This is a genomic window from Halobacillus campisalis, assembly GCF_030345335.1.
Taxonomy (GTDB): Bacteria; Bacillota; Bacilli; order Bacillales; family Halobacillaceae; genus Halobacillus_A; species Halobacillus_A campisalis.
Genome location: NZ_JAPVRC010000005.1, coordinates 135,336 through 152,459 on the forward strand (window position 1 = coordinate 135,336; position 17,124 = coordinate 152,459).

General features: G+C 45.6%; 15 protein-coding genes and 1 pseudogene. 4 read left to right on the top strand and 12 right to left on the bottom strand.

Features of this window, described 5'->3' with window-relative positions; genetic code table 11:
• Positions 1-691: 691 nt before the first annotated feature.
• The 5 genes from argS to speE form a co-directional block, all read right to left on the bottom strand.
• Entirely contained in the window at positions 692-2,359 is a 1,668-nt protein-coding gene (argS, locus tag O2Q26_RS12110; RefSeq protein ID WP_289216148.1) for an arginine--tRNA ligase, read from the bottom strand.
• Positions 2,356-2,787: a YwiB family protein gene (locus O2Q26_RS12115; RefSeq protein WP_253937449.1), complete on the bottom strand. Its 432-nt coding sequence runs from the start codon at positions 2,785-2,787 to the stop codon at positions 2,356-2,358. Before O2Q26_RS12115 ends, argS begins: the two co-directional genes overlap by 4 nt.
• Positions 2,788-2,852: 65 nt before the next feature.
• Entirely contained in the window at positions 2,853-3,308 is a 456-nt protein-coding gene (locus O2Q26_RS12120) for a hypothetical protein (protein WP_289216149.1), read from the bottom strand.
• A gap of 91 nt (positions 3,309-3,399) precedes the next feature.
• Positions 3,400-4,272, bottom strand: coding sequence for an agmatinase (gene speB / locus O2Q26_RS12125; protein WP_289216150.1), 873 nt, complete (start codon positions 4,270-4,272; stop codon positions 3,400-3,402).
• Between the two features lie 22 nt (positions 4,273-4,294).
• Positions 4,295-5,122 carry a polyamine aminopropyltransferase gene (gene speE / locus O2Q26_RS12130; protein ID WP_289216151.1) on the bottom strand — a complete coding sequence of 276 codons (828 nt, stop codon included), beginning with the start codon at positions 5,120-5,122 and terminating at the stop codon, positions 4,295-4,297.
• Between the two features lie 131 nt (positions 5,123-5,253).
• Between speE and O2Q26_RS12135 the strand changes: the two genes are divergently transcribed.
• Positions 5,254-7,314 carry a transglycosylase domain-containing protein gene (locus tag O2Q26_RS12135; RefSeq protein WP_289216152.1) on the top strand — a complete coding sequence of 687 codons (2,061 nt, stop codon included), beginning with the start codon at positions 5,254-5,256 and terminating at the stop codon, positions 7,312-7,314.
• Positions 7,315-7,496: 182 nt separating this feature from the next.
• Here O2Q26_RS12135 and O2Q26_RS12140 read toward each other — a convergent pair whose 3' ends face one another.
• On the bottom strand, positions 7,497-7,838 hold the full coding sequence (locus O2Q26_RS12140; RefSeq protein ID WP_289216153.1) for a YolD-like family protein: 342 nt from the start codon (positions 7,836-7,838) through the stop codon (positions 7,497-7,499).
• Positions 7,839-8,884: 1,046 nt separating this feature from the next.
• Entirely contained in the window at positions 8,885-9,427 is a 543-nt protein-coding gene (locus O2Q26_RS12145; RefSeq protein WP_289216154.1) for a YwhD family protein, read from the bottom strand.
• A 186-nt stretch (positions 9,428-9,613) separates the two neighbouring features.
• Here O2Q26_RS12145 and thmT point away from each other — a divergent pair.
• A pseudogene (gene thmT, locus O2Q26_RS12150) lies at positions 9,614-9,795 on the top strand (2-hydroxymuconate tautomerase).
• A 231-nt stretch (positions 9,796-10,026) separates the two neighbouring features.
• Here the strand turns inward: thmT and O2Q26_RS12155 are convergent.
• Both O2Q26_RS12155 and O2Q26_RS12160 read right to left on the bottom strand, forming a co-directional pair.
• Positions 10,027-10,527 (bottom strand): YwgA family protein, encoded by a 501-nt coding sequence (locus O2Q26_RS12155; RefSeq protein ID WP_253937457.1) that lies wholly within the window; start codon positions 10,525-10,527, stop codon positions 10,027-10,029.
• A gap of 14 nt (positions 10,528-10,541) precedes the next feature.
• Positions 10,542-11,837, bottom strand: a complete 1,296-nt coding sequence (locus tag O2Q26_RS12160) for an HD domain-containing protein (protein WP_253937458.1) — start codon at positions 11,835-11,837, stop codon at positions 10,542-10,544.
• Between the two features lie 143 nt (positions 11,838-11,980).
• On the opposite strand from O2Q26_RS12160, the gene O2Q26_RS12165 reads away from it, so the two are divergent.
• On the top strand, positions 11,981-12,826 hold the full coding sequence (locus O2Q26_RS12165; RefSeq protein WP_289216155.1) for a lipoate--protein ligase family protein: 846 nt from the start codon (positions 11,981-11,983) through the stop codon (positions 12,824-12,826).
• Positions 12,827-12,854: 28 nt separating this feature from the next.
• Here the strand turns inward: O2Q26_RS12165 and O2Q26_RS12170 are convergent, their stop codons facing one another.
• The 3 genes from O2Q26_RS12170 to pta all read right to left on the bottom strand — a co-directional run bounded on the left by O2Q26_RS12170 (position 12,855) and on the right by pta (position 14,853).
• Complete coding sequence (locus tag O2Q26_RS12170) at positions 12,855-13,253, bottom strand: DUF3021 domain-containing protein (RefSeq protein ID WP_289216156.1); 399 nt, start codon at positions 13,251-13,253, stop codon at positions 12,855-12,857.
• 1 nt (position 13,254) lies between these two features.
• Positions 13,255-13,704, bottom strand: a complete 450-nt coding sequence (locus O2Q26_RS12175) for a LytTR family DNA-binding domain-containing protein (protein WP_289216157.1) — start codon at positions 13,702-13,704, stop codon at positions 13,255-13,257.
• Positions 13,705-13,881: 177 nt separating this feature from the next.
• On the bottom strand, positions 13,882-14,853 hold the full coding sequence (pta, locus tag O2Q26_RS12180; protein ID WP_289216158.1) for a phosphate acetyltransferase: 972 nt from the start codon (positions 14,851-14,853) through the stop codon (positions 13,882-13,884).
• A 228-nt stretch (positions 14,854-15,081) separates the two neighbouring features.
• Between pta and hemQ the strand changes: the two genes are divergently transcribed.
• On the top strand, positions 15,082-15,819 hold the full coding sequence (gene hemQ / locus O2Q26_RS12185) for a hydrogen peroxide-dependent heme synthase (RefSeq protein ID WP_253937463.1): 738 nt from the start codon (positions 15,082-15,084) through the stop codon (positions 15,817-15,819).
• Positions 15,820-17,124: the final 1,305 nt, after the last annotated feature.

Below are 17,124 nucleotides of genomic sequence, written 5' to 3' on the forward strand. Positions count from 1 at the left end.
GTTATGGTTCCTAATTGTTAGTTGGCGGAAAGGGTTCGGGAAAACGACTCCCTTTCCGCGGGGATGACGGCCAGCCTCCTCGAGCTAAAGCTCTGTGGGGTCTAGCCAGTCCATCCATTCCCGCAGGAGTCTCGCCGTTTTCCCGAACCCTTTATCAAATGAGAGAGCAAGAATATAGACCAACAACTGTGAATGCCTTCGTGGATAAGAATTTCTTGCTAAAGATTCTAGGTGGCTGTGGCTCTATCCAGTCTAAAGGCAACTGACCAAAGCGCTATCGCTTTCACCAAAGAAGTCTCTTCGTTTCCCAACCACTTCATTCAAAATAGAATGAATCCTTGGTACCGGAGAGTTACTTTTCCTTAATCTGTATAAAAGAAGCATTTTGCGGTTCTAGCTTTTCCCGCTTGAAGCAGCTCATCAGTGTTTCCGTTATCTTAACAAACGCAAGAAGGTCCGGGAAATTGCGAGACTCCTATGGGAGAACAGTACATGGTGAGATCCCACAGGGCGTCAGCCCGAGGAAGCTCACCGTACGCCCATGGAAAGCGAGTGATTTCCCGGACCTTCAAGCTCTACTATTTTCACGGAAACTTTCTAAAAATATTTCGAAACTTAGTATTCAAGAAAAAGAGCTTATTTGAATATCAACATGAAAATGAGAAAGGCATCGAATAAATTGTATCTTTTCCTACATTTTCTCCGGTGCAGATACCCCAATAAGACCAAGGGCGTTTTGGAGCGTGATGCGGACAGCTTTCATAAGCGCTACACGGGCAACGGTACGCTCTGGATGTTCAGCATCGATAACCTTTTCAGCGTTGTAGAAGCTGTGCAGGTTCGAAGCTAGATCGAAGGCGTACTGCGTGACGCGGTGCGGTGTCCGTTTCTCTGCTGCATCAGCGACGATCTGCGGGAATTCGCCTAGACGCTTAAGCAGGTCTTCTTCTTTTTCTGAAGAAAGCTGGGTGCCGTTGAATTCACCGGCGGCTAGTCCTTTGTCTACCGCCTGCCCTATCATCGTGCAAATGCGGGCGTGGGCGTACTGAACGTAATAGACCGGGTTTTCATTAGACTCTGAGCGAGCAAGATCCATGTCGAAATCAAGGTGAGAGTCACTTGAGCGCATGGAGAAGAAATAACGCATGGCGTCGATGCCGACTTCTTCCATCAGTTCGCGGAGGGTGACGGCTTTTCCTGTACGCTTGCTCATTTTCACTTTTTCTCCGTCCTGGAACAGGTTGACCATTTGGATGATTTCGACTTCAAGCGTTTCTTCGCTGTATCCAAGAGCCTGAATGGCGGCTTTCATCCTCGGAATGTAGCCATGGTGATCAGCTCCCCAAATATTGATCAACGTATCAAATCCACGGTCCAGCTTATTTTTGTGATAAGCAATATCCGGAGTCAAATACGTATACGTTCCATCATTTTTGATAAGAACACGGTCTTTGTCGTCGCTGAACTTCGTCGTTTCAAACCAGGTAGCATCGTCTTTCTCATAGACGTAGTTTTTCTCTTCCAGAACCTTTAACGCATCCTTGATTTGGTTGCCTTCGTAAAGGGAAGTTTCTGAGAACCATTCGTCAAAAGGAACACGGAATTCTTCCAGGTCATTTTTGATTTTATCAAGTTCGAACTTCAATCCGTACGAACGGAAGAAATCGAGACGGTCTTCCTCAGCAGCGTCGACCCACTTCTCTCCATCAGCTTCGGCCAACTGCTTTCCGAGTTCGATGATATCTTTGCCGTGGTATCCATCTTCCGGCATATCCCACTCTTTCCCTAGTGCCTGCATGTAGCGGGCTTCGACAGAAAGAGCCAAGTTCGCCATTTGGTTTCCGGCATCATTAATATAGTACTCTCTGGACACATCATATCCGGCGGCGTCGAGCACATTACATAGAGAATCACCGACAGCCGCTCCGCGCGCATGACCTAAGTGAAGCGTTCCTGTCGGGTTCGCAGATACGAACTCGACCTGGATCTTATGGCCTTTCCCGATTTCCGTACGGCCATAGTTTTCTTCAGCTTCAAGGATCGTCGGGACAAGGTCGGTCAAATATTCATTGTTCATATAAAAATTGATGAATCCAGGCCCCGCGACTTCCATTTTTTCGATAGAGGCTTTCGAACGGTCGAACTTTTCTACAAGCTCCTCCGCAATCTGACGCGGGTTCTTTTTCGCAACGCGTGCCAGCTGCATCGCCATGTTCGTGGCGTAATCGCCGTGGGACTTATCTTTCGGCTGCTCTAAAACGACGACCGGCATCTCTTCATCTGATGCTAACCCCGCTTCCTTCACGGCACGGACGATTTCATCCTTTAATTTTTGTTCCGTCTGCTCTACAATATTCATTCGCTTTCCTCCTCAATAATAAGCGTCAACCGGTGCCGCTGTGTCACTTCATGGTTCAATGTCATTTGATAACTGATAAACAGACGCCCACGAGACGCCTCCTCCAGTGAGCGGTACTCGATTTGGTCTGTAAATGTCTTCATATGAAAATCACCATAGGTATGATGATAAATATTTTCTGTTTCCAGCTGCTTTTGAAACACTTGGCGCATGTCCACTCCGCCTGTGCGTTTAATGCTTACATGTCCCGGCTTTACGGTCACCATGGTGTTGACCGGTTCACCTTCTTCAGGGTGCTCTGTAAACTTGACTACTTCCGTTTCTCCTCGCGAGAAATACTGCCCTGGCTCGGACATCGTGATCTCTTCTTTACGATCGGCATCTCTGATCTCGGTCACAAGCTTGACTCGTACATCCTTCGCTGTCATTGTATCGCTCCTTAGCTTTACGTACGTCTTTAACCTTTACATTATAAGAACTTCACGAGGAAAACTCAAGTCCCGTCGTTTAAAAGGACTTCGGCCCTGTCATGGACGGACTGGATTTCTCCAACATACGATGGCACGGTAGCGACAGCATATATTACGATAATCGCAATTGTCATCGTCACGAACCACTTGTGCGGAAATATTTCTTTAAACGGCTGGGTTTCCTTGAACAGGGAGAAAAGTATTAATGGAAACAACAAGGAAATTACAATAAGATCCTGCTGCCAGTGAGCCTTCACATCCTGAACCGCTGCCTGGAACAGCAGAATTCCGGACGTGTCCTCGGCCAGATCGGCCTGCCCCATTTCTTCACCAGAAACGCCTTGCTTTATACTCACGGTCGACCCGTTCCCTTCAAAACTGTATCCGGAAGGATTCCAATCATAGAGAAACGTCAGGACGAGCAACGCTGCCATGATCAGAGCATACACGCTCGTAAATGTAATCATCTTTTTATTCATAGGGATAGTATCTCCTTTATATCAAGTTCATTTGACTCCAATGAAAAAAACCCGCTACATAACCGCAACGGATTCCTTTCTATTCTATCATTTATTTCACAAAACCTAAAAGCATTTCACGGATGAATTTACTTGCCGCAATAGCCGTCTGCTCTGTCGGATCGTAAGCCGGAGCCACTTCTACGAGGTCACAGCCGACGACATTAACGTCAGAACCGGCAATTTCGTGGATGGCCGCAAGCAGTTCTTTGGATGAAATGCCTCCGGCTTCCGCGGTGCCTGTCCCAGGAGCGAAGGCAGGATCGAGCACGTCGATGTCGATCGTGACGTACACATTGTCTCCCGCAAGATCAGGAAGTACGCGCTTCAGCGGTTCAAGGACTTCGTAACGGTACATGTGCATGCCGCTCTCTTTGGCATACTGGAATTCTTCGCGCATGCCTGAACGGATGCCGAAGGAGTAAACGTTCTCCGGCCCAAGCAGTTCGCACGCTTTCCTGATCGGAGTGGAATGGGAAAGGACTTCTCCTTCGTACTCCTCTCTCAGGTCGGCATGGGCATCGATGTGGATAATCTTCAGATTAGACAGCGTTTCGTTAAACGCCTTAATGACCGGCCAGCTGACGAGATGCTCTCCGCCGAGTCCGATCGGAAACTTCCCTTTTTCCAAAAGTTCCTGGATGTAGTCCTCGATGATGTCGAGGCTTCTCTGGGCGTTTCCGAATGGGAACAGGAGGTCGCCGGCATCGTGATAGGCGATGTCTTCGAGGTGGCGGTCGAGATATGGGCTGTATTCTTCCAGGCCGATGGAAGCCTCACGGATACGGTTCGGGCCGAAGCGTGAGCCTGGTCGGAAGCTGACGGTATAATCCATCGGCATGCCGTAAATGACGGCTTGTGCTTCTTCTTCGGTGGCGCGGCTCATGATGAAGACTTTGCCTGAATAGGCTTCGTCAAAGCGCATAGTTATCCCCCTTTGTCACCGTTTATTCGGTGAGATCTTTTACGAACTTCGGCAGCGCGAATGAAGCGTTGTGCAGTTCGCTTGTGTAGTATTTCGTATCCATGTCGGTGAAGCGCTCGGGTTTCACTTGCGTTGGATCATAGATTTTGCTTCCCAACGTAAACGTCCACAGGCCACTTGGATAGGTCGGGATGTTAGCTGTGTATATTTTGGTGATCGGGAATGTTTCTTTAATGTCCGCATACGCCTGACGAATCAGATCGGCTTTGAACCACGGGTTATCTGTCTGCGCGACAAAGATGCCGTCTTCTTTGAGTGCGTTTGCGATGCCTTCGTAAAATCCTTTCGTGAACAAGTTCACGGCAGGTCCTACGGGTTCTGTTGAGTCAACCATGATGACATCGTATTCGCGTTCGCTTTTGGCAATATGCATGAAGCCGTCATCGACTTGCACGTCTACACGAGGGTCGTCTAATGTGCCGGCGATGGACGGGAGGTACTGCTTGGAGTACTCGATCACTTTTCCGTCAATTTCAACGAGAACAGCTTTTTCTACGCTTTCGTGCTTTAATACTTCGCGGATGACGCCTCCGTCTCCCCCGCCGACGACGAGAACTTTCTTCGGACTCGGATGACTGAACAACGGGACGTGAGCCAGCATTTCGTGGTAGACGAATTCATCTTTTTCAGTCGTCATCACCATGTCGTCGAGGACGAGCATATTCCCCCATTCTTCGGTTTCGAGCATTTCGAGCTCTTGAAAATCTGTTTGTTCTTTATGCAAAGACCGGTTCACTTTGGCGGTGATGCCGAAGCTGTCGGTTTGTTTTTCTGTAAACCATGTAGCCATTCATGACTTCCCCTTTCATTCCTGTAAACAATCAAATTATAGTGCAATCTATGGAAAAAGCAAGAGAATGTTTAATTCATCCATGATTCTCCCATAATAATAGTAATTATAACAGGTGGGAGACTAGGAGAATGCTATTATTTATTCGATTATCCTGGAAATGGACAAAAAGAGGGATCAAAGCAGCGACGGCTTGTGTTCTTTTAGGCATGATTGCTCTGCTCGGTACGCTCGCTTATGCCATCATGCTTGGCCCTCCTTCTCTATCAACGGATCAGAACACCATTTATTATCAATCGGACGGGGAAGTTATGAAGGGGCATGACGGCGGGGAAGACCGATACTGGGTCAGTTTAGAATCCATGCCTGATGAGCTTGTCGAGGCGACTCTTGCGATTGAGGACCATCGTTTTTATAATCATTTCGGTTTCGATTTGAAAAGAATCGCCTCGGCCGCTTTAACGGATATAAAAGCGATGGAAATGGTCGAAGGCGCCAGTACGATTACTCAGCAGTATGCGCGCAACTTATATTTAACCCATGAGAAAACGTGGACGAGGAAGCTGAAGGAAGCTTTTTACGCAATGCGGCTGGAAATTTTTTATGAAAAAGATGAAATTCTCGAAGGCTATCTCAATACGATTTATTACGGACATGGGGCTTACGGCATTGAATCTGCGAGCCGTTACTTTTTCAATAAGCATGCGGACGAGCTGACATTGGCGGAAGCTACGATGCTGGCCGGGGTTCCAAAAGGGCCGAGCTACTATTCTCCTTTAGCGGATCTTGAGAATGCTGAGACACGCCAGGAGCGGATTTTGTCGCGAATGAATGACTTAGAATATATTACGAGTTCTGAGAAAAACGAGGCGGTCACGGCTTCTCTTGATTATTACGATCATTCAGCCGAGGAAGCACAGGCTGTAGCGCCTTATTTCCAGGACGAAGTCGTTCGTGAAGCGGCACGGGTGCTTGATATGGACGTTGAAGAGGTAGAGTCCGGCGGCTTCCACATTTACACGACGCTTAACCCCGACCATCAGGCTGAGCTTGAGAAAGCGGTCGATGAAGAGTTCAGCAAGGCTGGTGAGATCGAAACAGCAGCTGTCATTATGGATAATGAAACAGGCGCCGTGACGGCAATGAAAGGCGGACGAGATTACGGGAGTACGACTTTTAACCGCGTGACTCAGGCGAAACGCATGGTAGGTTCAACAATCAAACCATTTTTATACTACAGCGCATTAAAAAACGGCTACACCCCGCTGACGATGATCGAAAGTAAACCGACTTCATTCCAAATGGATGATGGCAACGCTTATTCACCGAGTAACTACAACAACTATTACGCCGATGATGAGATTACGATGGCCCAGGCGATTGCGTTGTCTGATAACATTTACGCCGTGACAACGAACGTCGATTTAGGTCCGAAAAAACTCGTCGACACGCTGCATGACTTTGGCTTCAAAGGAGACTATCCGGCTGTTCCTTCCCTGGCTCTCGGAACAGCTTCTATCTCTCTATACGATATGGTGGAAGGCTATTCGCGTCTCGCCAGCGGTTCGACGGCCGGTCAAAAACATACGATTACAAAAATCACCGATCAGCGTGAGAAGGTTTTGTATGAATATGAACCTGTGTCGTCAAAAGACAAAGACAGGGAGCCGATCGATCCGAAGGCTGCGTTTTCCGTCGCTCACATGCTGACCGGGATGTTCGATCCCGCACTGAATGGTTACATGAGTGTCACAGGTTCAAGTATCGCCGATCAGCTTACACGAATGTACGGCGGAAAGTCCGGGACGACGGATACGGACAGCTGGATGATCGGCTTCAGCCCGCAGTACGTCATGGGGGTGTGGAGCGGCTATGATGATAACCGGAAAATAACGGTCCAGCGCGATCACCAGTACTCCAAGGAATTATGGGCGAACTCGATGGAAAAAATACATGAGCCGCTTCCGGTTTCAGCCTTCGCTCCGCCGGCTGATTTAAAAGGAGTCTATATCAACCCGGAAACCGGTAAATTATCGGGGCCGGCCTGTCCCGAAGAGCGTCTCGTCTACATGGATAAAAAGGATGTTCCTAAAGAAACGTGCAAAGAAAATGAAGACTCGGATATCAATGACATTGAAGAAGAGATTAATAATGATCCATGGTACAAAAACGTTGTGGATTGGTTCTGGTAGGGCTTAGCGATGTAACCTAATTATAAAAAAAGACAGAGAAAACGACCGGCATAAACCGGTCGTTTTCCCTGTCCTAGCAAATACATGTATAAACCATGTGTTACTTAATATATTCCCCCGCACGCTTCTTAGTCAACATTTTACAGTATAAAAAATTCGAACATTTTGTGAACATTATTTTTTCACACGATGGTGATGTCTGAAATTTCTTCAAGCTGGAAAGTGATCGGCTCTTTTGTTTTCCAATGTACCGCTGAAATTTTCCGCTCTCTTTTATGGATGTGTTTAATTTTCACACGCTGTTCTTCGTAATCGAATCCATTATGGACACGGATATCGACGGTCAGGCCATCGTGCAAGGCCCGCTGCATAATAAAATCGATTTCCACAGCCTTTTGCTCATCAAGTATTCCTTTTTCCACCCGCTGATCCTCTTTCCACACCTTCTTTATCATTTCGACGTGTTCGGGCAGCATAAGCGATGTCCATTTGATCGTTCCCCGGTCCCGGTTATGATTATTCATAATTACCACTCCTTTTACATGCGAACATTTGTTCTTATGATAGCACATAACTTCATTTCTTACACTGGTATTTTGCGGAAAATTGATTTTTGCGTTTGCCGAGCGATTTGCAAAAAAAGCCTTGCCATAATTTTGTTGGAGATTTGTTCGAGGTAAACTGGATTCGTTTCCGTAATAAGAGTCAGGGGTGGTTGGGAAGCTACTCGCTTTCCTGTGGGGGAACTGGCGAGCTTCGTCGGGCTAAAAAGCCCTGCGGGGTCTCGCCTACCTCCTTCTCCCACCTCTTACACTTATCGTAGTCTAGGAAGTGAATTCGTTCATAAACGTCATGGGGGACTATCCAGCTCCAGCGCTTAGCGGCTACTGAGACTTCCTTCACTTCTGTACGATAAGTCAACATCGAATCACTCCGTTCTTCGTGTTTCCTTTATCTCCGACAGCTCAGTCCAGTCCATACGCCGCTGATCGAAGCGCTTCCGCTTTTACAGAGAGTCTCGCAGCTTCCCAACCAACCCATTTAAAATGGAATGAACGAACCCCCTCGCATCAGAATAGAGAAGACTTTCGAGGTCACGTCTAAGTCGCGGATTCCAGCAATAGCTCAGCCCATACGCCGCAGAACGAAGCGCTTCCGTTTTTCACATTTCAACCCTTACGTGGAAGAGAAAAAATGAATCTTCCACCCAAAAGGAGCAGCTTCTATTACCTCTGTACTATTGGAATGAGGGTTCTATAGCAAGACTTACAATATGGAACGATCGATTACATTAATCCCCTATTATTACAGTGGTTTCGAGACACTTATATGGAAAGGGGGCGGAGGGAAACGGTGAGACTCCTGTGGGATGAGCGGGACAGGTGAGACCCCACAGAGCGAAGCTCGAGGAGGCTCAGCGCCCGCCCCACGGAAAGCGATCCGTTTCCCGCAGCCCCTAAACTCCCACTATGCCTCGAAACTGAGTCCTCAAGATAAAAGCATCATCAAAACCATTAAAAAGAGCGCCTGGATTTATATACAGGCGCTCTTTTCTATGTTATTTACTATTCTAAACATCCAGGCTGTCTTTTAATTCCTGCGCTGAGTTATCCCACAGTTGAGGTTTAAAATCACGTAAAAACTCAGCAAGGATCCGCTTTGATTTGTCATCCATATGATCGACGACAAACCGGCCTTTCAGTGACTTGTCCATATGGTTCACGTGCTCTGGAAGAAGCTTGTATCCCCTTCTGATTTCACGGTCGACGACCACTTCGCTTCCTGCTACACCGTGATAGCAAGGCTTGCCTTCTTGATAATCGACCGTCACCCATGTGATCCAATATAATTTACCATTCGGCACTTCTGAGCGGTCGGTTAAGAAGCGGATTCGTTTCTCCACCGCACTTCTGGCATGCAATGCACCCATATCCACATAGGCTTTTTCCTCGTTTGGATCGACGATGACTGGACTCATGTTCTCCAGGCTGATCGACCCCACACCGTAACCGCCGTGGCCGTCTGTAGAATCATCTTTTAAAATAGTAAATTGATTTTTCTTTTTATCGCTGCCTTGTTCTTTATTGTTTTTAAATTGGTCAAATTCCTTCATAACTCAAGTGATCCTCCTTTAAGCTTGCTGTTGATTTCATTCTAACATATGGCCCTTCCTCATTTCAGAGTGCAGCCTCTCAAAAAAAATCAATTTTTTTCATGAAAAAGGAAGGAATTCGAGATTCTTTGACGAAAGATATATTACTGTAGGGGATTTATTTATAGGTTAAAGGGGAGATCGTGAATGCCGATCGTAACAGTCCAATTGCTTGAAGGGCGTACCGATGAACAGAAAAAGGCATTGGTTGAAAGTGTGACCAATTCCGTTACAGAAACCACGGGCGCTCGCAAAGAAGCAGTGACGGTAGTGATTGAAGAAATGAAAAACAACACTACGGTGTCGGTGGAAAACGCCTCATCGATTAAAGCAGAAGCCCTCAAGCCAATCAGCTTGAGGGTTTCTCTTTATCAATCAAACGTTTGTTCAAATTCTCAAATCTCCTGTTTTAACAAGGAAAATAAGACACGGAAAGCGAGCCATTCCCGATCATCTCACCAAATCTCTAGAAATCAAGTCTTCTGCCGTAAGATAGCTTTCAAAAAAAAGACAAAAAAAAGATATACTGGAAAACCAGTACATCCCGCCTATCCTGCAAATTAATGAAACTTCCGCAGACTTTCAATAAAATTCCAACCATCTTTTATATCCTCGTCCGTGTAGTTTTGAGTGCTTTTCACGGAAAACACTTTTTCTGAAATCTCATCCTTCGGCAGATGCTCGAAAAAAAGCATCGTCGATACGAGTTCAAGAAAACGCGAGCTCTTTTCGTTCATCGCATCAATGTGAGCGTTCAAGGGCGGCAGCGATTCTTCATAATGTTCCATGAATTCACGTCCAGCGTCCGTCACCTGATAACGATATTGATAGTAATTTTTCTTTTCTTCTTTCGTTTCGCTAATAAATCCGAGGTTGCACATTTCCTCGATCCGAAGAGTCAGTTCTTCGGAATACGGGCCGTAAAAATGAAATTGATAACGTTCTTCAAACGGGACTTCACACTTTTTCAGTATGTAAATCATTTTTTGCAGTCTTTTACGGCCGACGATTGCTTCAGAGCTTGAGAAGAACTGCATCAGTTTCGCATGATTCTCCAGCATCGCGTCTCCACTCCCTATCCATACAATATTTCCATAATCCGTTTCTTCGTTTTACTGCGGCTCGACATGTTATCGAGCACGTCCTGCGGCACATACAATTTATGATCGGTACGCTTCTTCCCGGAGATGGACTCCACAATTTCCGAAAGGCGTGATAATTCCTTTAGCTCTTGATTCGGCAGTAAGAGATGTATCGGCAGACGTTCCCCTTCCTCTCCTGGACGGTAAAAGTCGTACGGCAGATCAGAACTTGAATCGACGACCAAATAATAGTCCGGGTTGAGGCCGGCCTTCTGAAACAATTTATACAACTCCATCCACTCCGCCATCTGCGAATTTGGATTGAACTCGATATATTTGAACAGCCGGCGGTTGACGAACCGGTCACATAAATCAGAGAGAATCTCATCGTCTTCCTGCATCCACATTTGAAAATAGTAAAGCGCAATCGACTCATCGAGACCTAAATATTCGCTGAGCGTCGGCTCTCCTTTGAAAAAGGAAAGGAAATGCGTCGGCTCCAATTTGAATGTGTAGTCTTTTTCATACAGCTCTTTCGCACGGTGGAGAATTTTTGACAAAATCACTTCCGCACTGCGGGTAACCGGGTGGAAATAAACTTGCCAGTACATTTGATAACGGCTCATAATGTAATCCTCGACCGCATGCATTCCGCTTTCCTTCACAACGACCTGGTCCTCCATCGGACGCATGACACGTAAAATACGCTCCATATCAAAATGGCCGTAGCTCACTCCGGTAAAATAAGCATCACGCTGCAGATAATCCATACGATCCGCGTCAATCTGACTGGAAATCAAACTGACGACGAGCTTATTTTTGTACGTTTTATTAATGACATCCGCTACGTCTTTTGCAAAATTCTTATCGACTTTATTGAGCACTTCGTTCACTTTCGTATCGCCAAGCAAAATCGCCTGGGTAAAATCCTCATGATCCAGCTTGAACACCTTTTCGAACGAATGCGAAAACGGCCCGTGGCCGAGATCATGCAGCAAAGCGGCTGCTAAGCATAGCAGCCGTTCCTTAGGATCCCAATTGGGACGATCGGTAAAATTCGACGCGATCCGGCGCACGATTTCATAAACGCCGAGCGAATGATTGAACCGGCTGTGCTCCGCTCCATGAAACGTCAAATAACACGTTCCCAGCTGACGGATTCGACGGAGCCGCTGAAATTCAGGAGTTCCGATCAAATCCCAAATCACCTGATCCCGTACATGGATGTACCGATGGACCGGATCTTTAAATACCTTTTCTTCACTTAATTGTTCATCACGATAAGCCATCAGTTGGTCCTTCCTTCACGACATTTCCTCCTATTATATACCTTATTTCGCCATAACAAAACACCTTTCCATCAATCGTCATACATGCATCCGTGCAATTCTGTTATAATGATGCTGGTCTATTAAAAAGGAGCAAGATTCCAATGAACAAACTATATGATATATTACATCCATCCACATACCGCTTCATTGATCAAAGCAATATGGGACCGACATTCTCTGCGCTGCAGTCATTTGCGATCGATGACGCCTTAGCGATTGCCGTAGGCGAGAAAGAATCACCGACCGCTGCCCGTTTGTGGGTCCACCACGATACGGTCGTCCTCGGTATTCCTGATGCCCGTCTGCCGAACATCTCAGAAGCGATCGATTATTTAAAAGAAGAAGGCTACCAGGTCGTCGTCCGCAATTCCGGAGGGCTGGCCGTCCTGCTTGATGAAGGCGTGCTGAACCTGTCGCTCATTTTTCCAGACGCCAAAGAAGTCAACATCCATGACGGCTACGACGCTATGGTCGAATTCATCAAGCACCTCTTCTCCGACCTCACCGACCAAATTGAAGCGTACGAAATCACCCAGTCGTACTGCCCGGGCGCTTATGATTTAAGCATCGGGGGAAAAAAGTTCGCGGGTATTTCCCAGCGCCGCGTCAAACGAGGATCGGCGGTGCAAATTTATTTAGACGTTTCCGGAAGCGGAGCCGAACGGGCCGCTCTGCTGAAGAACTTTTACAAAGTCGGCTTAAATGACGAGCCCACCCGCTTCCAATACCCGAACATCGATCCGAGAGTCATGGCCTCACTGAACGAGCTGCTCGGTACCGATCTGACGGTAGCTGACGTACGCAACCGAATTCTTTTTCAACTGAATGACTGGTCCGACCACATCGTCGCCAATTCATTAGAAGGAGAAGAAATCGAGACGTTCACGAAGCGCTTTGAACAAATGATCGTCCGCAATAAAAAAGCACTGGAGCAGATCAATGAATGACAGCTCCAGTGCTTTTTTTATCCCTTACTCAGATGTTTTTATTCAATTCGGAAGTCATTCTTTTTAAATAAAGACCGATGAAAAACCAGAAAACAAAATAAATCGTTATAAAAATAGCCGTACTGATCAGAAGCGCCTTCCATTCAAATGGCACCCAGCCGACAACGCCTGCCAAAGTGTAAAATACAGCGAGTGAAATACTCAGGTGAATAGACGTTTGTTTCAAAGGGCTCCATGATTCTTTTTCAAAAATCAACGAAGCGACGCTGAAGTACACTCCCATAATAATCGCGCCTAACATGTTCTGCCAGAGGACCGCTGCCTCAACATCCACGCCGTTGACCATAATGATCGTTACGGCAATAAAATTTACAATTCCTGCAAAACCGAAACCCACCCATATTCTTTCTGCGATATGATGCTTCATTTCAGTTTCCACCTCCGGTTAATTTTTCCTTCAAGCTGCGAACATACCTGCGAGAGACATATTCCTTTTGACCAGAAGTAAAGTAAACGCAGAGGTTTCCGTTAAAAGATAATTCGAAACGCTTAACGTGATTGATGTTGCCGATAACGGATTTAGAAAAGCGTCCGAACTGATGGGACATAAGCAAGTCTTCCACTTCATAAAGCTTCATTTTAAGCTCTACCTTCCGTTCTCCATCGAAAGCGAACACTCTGCCGTTTTCTGAATACACATACTCGATATCAGCCGGCTGCATAAGTACGGACTGTTCGCCATCCATCCCGATCAATCGCTTAGGATGTGACCCATTGATCATTTGTACAAGCTGCTCCAGCTCAGCACTCCACTCTTTTGCATGAATGGTGATCGAGACCTGCTCATAATCCTCGTGTATATCAATTTTCACATTCATCCTTATCACCTCATCTACTTTACTCTAATTCCATTATAATCAGTAATTTCCTGCATTTATGTAAAAATCGATCAGCGGTCGTTTTCTGAAAGTAAGTGGCATGGGATTCAACTTAAACGGCCGAACAATAAAAAAAGGCTCAAGGACGCGATGGTCCTTGAGCTTTTTTCTTCTATATTATAGAGATTGAGCTGCTGTGATGATCGCCAGCTTGTACACATCGTCTGCGTTACAGCCGCGGGAAAGATCGTTCACAGGCTTGTTTAATCCTTGTAAAACCGGTCCAACTGCGTCAAAGTTACCTAGACGCTGAGCGATTTTATATCCAATGTTCCCTGCTTCAAGGCTAGGGAAAATGAACGTATTCGCTTCTCCTTTTAATGGAGAATCTGGTGCCTTTTTCTCAGCAACAGATGGAACAAATGCTGCGTCGAACTGGAATTCTCCGTCAATCAGCAGGTCAGCGTTCTGCTGTTTCGCAAGCTCAACCGCTTCACTGACTCTTTCTGTTTCAGGAGATTTCGCTGATCCTTTTGTAGAAAAGCTCAGCATAGCCACTTTCGGATCGATATCAAATAAAGCAGCTGTATCCGCACTGGCCAGCGCGATTTCAGCCAGGTCCTGGCTGTCAGGAGCAATGTTGATCGCACAATCAGCGAACACATATTTCTCTTCATCGCGAACCATGATGAATACGCCGGACGTCTTCTTGATGCCTGGCTTCGTTTTAATGATCTGCAAAGCCGGACGTACTGTATCTGCCGTAGAATGAACCGCTCCGCTGACGAGACCGTCCGCTTTGTTCATATATACGAGCATCGTACCGAAGTAGTTGCCGTTCTGCAGGATATCACGCGCTTGTTCATCCGTCGCTTTACCTTTACGGCGCTCTACGAAACTTGCGACCATTTCGTCAAACCCTTCGTAGTCTGCTGGATCGAGAATTTCAGCGTCTGACACATCCACGCCAACTTCCTGGGCTTTCTGTGTTACTTCTTCTTTATTTCCAACTAGTACAGGTTTCACAAAACCTTCAGAACCAAGTTTACTTACAGCTGTCAGGATGCGTTCGTCTAAAGCTTCAGGGAATACGACCTTCTTGCTTTCGCCGCTCATCTTCGCTTTTAAAGTATCAAATAGGTTACTCATGATTTAACCCTCCCATTTCTTTTCTGTACTATATGATAAGACCTTTTGTGTTCAATTGAAAGTGTTTCGATAGTAAAATTTATGATTAAGCGATTACATCTTATCTTTACCCTAATTATGTGTTCACAATACTTTCAAATTAGCTGAAATGATAATGAGGAGCCACTTGTGTTATATTGAAAAAGGATGAAATTACTATGACACTTACTATAAAGGAGCGATCACACCATGCCAGAATCCGTAGTAACGATGGATGGTTGGTATTGCCTGCATGATTTTCGCACGGTAGACTGGACGTCCTGGAAATACGCAAGCAGTGAAGAACGTGAATTGGCGATCAGCGAATTCCAGCAGCTTATCGGCAAATGGGAAGATACAGAAAAAAGCAAACAAGGAAGCCATGCTTTATACACAGTCGTCGGACAAAAAGCCGACTTCATGATGATGATTCTTCGCCCAACGATGGAGGAATTGAATGAGATTGAAACAGCGTTCAATAAATCCAAATTAGCTGAATTCACGACGAAATCATACTCATACGTTTCCGTTGTGGAGCTGTCAAACTACATGGGCAACGCAGATGAAAACGACCCTGAAATCCAGGGCCGCTTAAAGCCGATCCTGCCAAAATGGAACCATATCTGCTTTTACCCGATGGACAAGCGCCGCCAGGGTAATGACAACTGGTACGTACTTGAAAAAGATGAACGTGCTAAGCTGATGTATGCGCACGGCATGACCGGCCGTCAATATGCCGGGAAAATCCGTCAAATCATCACAGGCTCTATCGGATTTGATGACTGGGAATGGGGCGTGACGCTTTTTGCTCATGACGTTCTACAGTTTAAAAAGCTCGTTTATGAAATGCGTTTCGATGAGGTTACTTCCCGTTACGGCGACTTCGGTTCGTTCTATATAGGGAACCTGTTGAAAACGAGTGAAGTTCCACAGTTTTTATATGTGTAACATGTGTAAAGCTCCGCTTATTGGCGGGGCTTTTTGTTTAATTTTCTTTTAGAAGGTGGGGTTCGTTACTGGAGCAAAGTGGTGGTTGGGAAACAACTCGCTTTCCTGCAGGAGTCTCGCCCTTTCCCAACCATTCATTCAAGATGATTTGAACGAACTACTGAAATTGAAACAGAGAAAGCTTTTGCTTTTCCGTCATCTTAATAAGTGGAAGGCGGTTTTAGGAAGGGGCTCGCTTTCCGTGGGAGTGCAGTGAGCTTCCTCAGGCTAACGCCTTCCGGGATCTCACCAATCACTCTCTTCCCACAGGAGTCTCGCCCCTTCCTAAAACCGCCTTATTTAAAATTTCAGAGACGGAACAAAGAACATGAAGATAAAAACTCTCATTCACCCACGTTTGTAGAATGTTTCAGATTAACTTTAGAAAATATTAACTACCTCTCCTTAGTACTATGGATAATACCGAGCAGGGAATACTAACCCTCTTCTCGAAAAAAACAAACATTCTCGGCATATTCTTAGTAAAGTAAATCTTGGCATCAGGATGGAAAATATTTAAATTTTAGCATTTAACGGCTCATTAAACTTCTTTCACTTTTGTACGATCATAGAATCACTTCGTTTATCTTTTTCCCTCAACCTCCGACAGCCAGTCCAGTCCATACACCGACGATCGAAGAACTTCTGTATTCACAAATGAAGGCTTTTCGTTTCTCAACCACTGAACGAAGGCATGTCGTCGTATGTTTAATCCTCCCTACGTAAAGAGGGTTGATTTACTAGTGTATAGTGTTGTTGGATGTAGAGAGATTCTTAAGCTAACATTGTGTTAGGTTTACCAAGAAGGGTTGTTGATTTGAATGTATTGGACATTAAGAACACCTCTGCTATTGGGAATTATAGGTGTTATATCGGGACTTGTTCAGAAGTTTCCGAGTTTATTTCTTATGAATACCTCGTATTTCATTAGAAGTGCTGTTTTTATTGGTTTAATTGGTATCATTTTTACTATTTTAGAGAAAACAAATTGAATGAAAAAAAGGTTCATTTTACGATTGGAGCTGGAACAATCCTTTTTGGTGTTATAATCGACTATCTAATGGCTTAGTTTTTTTGTGCTAATGGAATGTTGGATAATGAGCACAGTCGCTTCCATGCAGTATCCTTACCGGAACGCTCCCTTTATTATCAGATTATATGGTTTCGTTCCTCAGACCATGGTAATGGGGTCTTGGAAATTCCAAGACCCCATTTCTACACGTAAAAGCAACGAAACCTAACATCAATAAGATGGAAATTTTCTTT